The 313-nt window shown below is 65.2% G+C and carries 1 protein-coding gene; it reads left to right on the top strand.

Annotated elements, in window-relative coordinates:
• Window positions 1-63: 63 nt before the first annotated feature.
• A partial coding sequence (locus EN859_RS36700) for a hypothetical protein (protein ID WP_135913715.1) occupies window positions 64-313 on the top strand: 250 nt, incomplete at its 3' end.

The following is a 313-nucleotide window of genomic DNA, read 5'->3' as shown; positions in this document are numbered from 1 at the left end:
GGGGCGCGCATCGTGATCCTGTCGACGGGCCAATGGTGGCCGCGACCGACAGGAGGAAATCCGATGCTTCTCGCAACGACCAAGGTGGCGGACGTCGACCACTTCATCCGTATCTTTTCGACCAAGGGCGCCGACAAGCGCCGGCTGCATGGCTCGAACGGCGCGACGGTCTTTCGCGATCCCAGCGAGCCCGACCGTGTCTGGGCGATCTTCGACTGGGACGCCGAGGGCTGGAAGAATTTCGTGTCGGATCCAGAGGTGCCCGCGATCCTACAGGAAGCCGGCCATGTCGGCAAGCCGCAGGCGGCACTGC

It is taken from the genome of Mesorhizobium sp. M00.F.Ca.ET.216.01.1.1 (genome assembly GCF_004010325.2).
Classification (GTDB): domain Bacteria; phylum Pseudomonadota; class Alphaproteobacteria; order Rhizobiales; family Rhizobiaceae; genus Mesorhizobium.
Note: the sequence above shows the minus strand (reverse complement) of the source record. Positions and strands in the feature narration are given on the sequence as shown.